Genomic DNA, 2,107 nt, shown 5'->3' with positions numbered 1-2,107 from the left:
CGAGAACATGCGCCCCGGTCAGCCGCGCCTGTCCGCGCGGTCCCACCTCGGGCAGGATCTCTTGCCGGGCATAGCGGCTCATCGTCTGTGCTCCGTCGCGGCGATCCATTGGGCGCAGCGCGCTTGCGGGTCCGCCGCCTGCGCGATGTCGGTTACCACGGCGGCACTGTCGGCCCCTGCGGCGAAGAGCGCAGGCAAGCGCTCCGGCGTGATGCCCCCGATCCCCACCAGCGGGACCCGCCCGGCGCGGCGCTTCCACTCCGTCACACGCTCCAGCCCCTGCGGCCCCCATTTCATCTTCTTCAACANCGTCTCCCAGACCGGGCCGAGCGCCACATAGGCCGGATCCTGCGCCAGCGCGCGGTCAAGCTCCGCCGCGTCGTGGGTGGAAAGCCCATAGGCGATGCCTGCGCGGCGCAGCGCCTTCAGATCGGCCGTGTCCATATCCTCCTGCCCCAGATGCACCGCGTCGCAGCCCAGATCGCGGGCCAGTTGCCAGTGATCGTTGACGACAAGCTGTGCGCCGTGGCGGGCGGCGATCTCCTTTGCCTGCGCGATCTGGCGGCGCACCTCCGGCTCGGGCAGGTCCTTCAGGCGCAGTTGCACCAGCCGCACCCCACAGGGCAGAAGGCGGCGCAGCAGCGCCACATCCCCCACGATCAGGTAGAAAGGGTCCAGCTTCATCCCAACAACTCCGCCATCCCGAAGACGGGGGTGGAGGCGCGGCCCATGTCGCGCGCCGGCATCACCCCTGCCTCCTGCGCGGTGCGGCCCGCCGTGACCGCCAGCCCGAAGGCGCGCGCCATGGCGACGGGATCGCGCGCCCGGGCCACGGCGGTATTGAGCAACACGGCGTCATAGCCCAGTTCCATCGCCTGCGCCGCCTGCGACGGGCTGCCGATACCCGCGTCGACGACCAGCGGGATATCCGGAAAATGCGTGCGCATGCTGCGCAGGGCCCCGATGTTGCGCAGCCCCTGCCCCGACCCGATGGGCGCGCCCCATGGCATCAGCACCCGGCAGCCCGCCTCCACCAGCCGTTCCCCGACGATCAGATCGTCGGTGGTATAGGGAAAGACCTCGAACCCCTCGCTGCAAAGGACCCGCGCCGCCTCCACCAGCGCGAATGGATCGGGCTGGAGCGTATCGGCATGGCCGATGACCTCCAGCTTGATCCAGGTGGTGTTAAAGACTTCGCGGGCCATCTGCGCCGTGGTGATCGCCTCGCGCGCGCTGTGGCACCCGGCGGTGTTGGGCAGGATGCGGCAACCGCTCTCTTTCAGGATATCGCGAAAGCCTGCCCCGCCCTTGCCCTCGCGCCGCAGCGAGGCGGTGATCACCTCGGCGCCCGAGGCGGCGATCGCGTCGCGCAGCACACTGGGTGACGGGTATTGCGCGGTGCCCAGCATCAGCCGGCTGGTGAGTTCCGTGCCGTAGAACATCTCAGCCCCCCTGCATCGGCGACAGGATTTCGACCCGCACCCCGGCGCGCAGGGCCGTTTTCGCCCGCAGCCCGCGCGGCACGAACGCACCGTCGAGCGCGGTCGCCACGGCACCGGCCTCCGCGCCGGTTTCCTCCACCAATGCGGCGAGCGTTCGGGACCGGGTCGTATAGGGATCGCCGTTGAGATCAATGCGCATGGGTCATCTCCTTTTCCAGATGCGCCACGAGGTCCGTGGCCAGGGCCGGGGCCATCAGAAAGCCGTGGCGATAAAGGCCGTTGATATGGATCGCCGCGCCGCGGAGCCGCAGGGCGGGCAGGTTGTCGGGAAAGGCGGGGCGCAATCCGGCGGCGGTGCGGATCACCTCGGCTTCGGCGAAACCGGGATGGACGGTATAGGCCGCCGACAGCAGTTCCATCATGCCGCGCGCCGTGACGGCGCGGGAATCGTCGCTTTCGACCATGGTGGCCCCGACCATGTAGCGGCCCTCGCCGCGCGGCACGACATAGACCGGAAAACGCGGATGCAGCAGCCGGATTGTCAGCGTCAGGGTGACATCAGGCGCGCGAAGCTCCAGCATCTCGCCCCGCACCACCCGCAGCCCCGGCAGGACGTGCCGCGCGGCCATCCCCGTGCAATCGACGATCCGCCCCCGGGGGGCGGC

The 2,107-nt window shown here is 69.9% G+C and carries 4 protein-coding genes; all 4 read right to left on the bottom strand.

Translation table 11 applies throughout. The features are described 5' to 3' along the window. Positions 1-78: 78 nt before the first annotated feature. Positions 79-684 carry a thiamine phosphate synthase gene (locus A3764_RS15445; RefSeq protein ID WP_201722442.1) on the bottom strand — a complete coding sequence of 202 codons (606 nt, stop codon included), beginning with the start codon at positions 682-684 and terminating at the stop codon, positions 79-81. Next, complete coding sequence (locus A3764_RS15440) at positions 681-1,442, bottom strand: thiazole synthase (RefSeq protein ID WP_067923724.1); 762 nt, start codon at positions 1,440-1,442, stop codon at positions 681-683. Before A3764_RS15440 ends, A3764_RS15445 begins: the two co-directional genes overlap by 4 nt. Before the next feature lies 1 nt (position 1,443). Beyond that, the gene (gene thiS, locus A3764_RS15435; protein ID WP_067923727.1) at positions 1,444-1,641 is read right to left on the bottom strand and encodes a sulfur carrier protein ThiS; all 198 of its coding nucleotides are present in this window, start codon (positions 1,639-1,641) and stop codon (positions 1,444-1,446) included. Next, the coding region (locus A3764_RS15430; RefSeq protein ID WP_150122211.1) for an FAD-dependent oxidoreductase at positions 1,631-2,107 on the bottom strand (477 nt) is incomplete at its 5' end. The genes A3764_RS15430 and thiS, both read right to left, overlap by 11 nt.

Origin of the sequence: Sulfitobacter sp. HI0129 (genome assembly GCF_001635395.1) — a bacterium.
In the GTDB taxonomy this organism is placed as follows: domain Bacteria; phylum Pseudomonadota; class Alphaproteobacteria; order Rhodobacterales; family Rhodobacteraceae; genus Sulfitobacter.
The sequence above is the reverse complement of the archived record's forward strand: the minus strand, read 5'-3'. Positions and strand labels throughout refer to the sequence as shown.

What these genes read in the sequence shown, in the direction of transcription:
- A3764_RS15440 (WP_067923724.1), bottom strand. Translation starts at nt 1,442, where the DNA reads ATGTTCTACGGCACGGAACTCACCAGCCGGCTGATGCTGGGCACCGCG.
- thiS (WP_067923727.1), bottom strand. Translation starts at nt 1,641, where the DNA reads ATGCGCATTGATCTCAACGGCGATCCCTATACGACCCGGTCCCGAACG.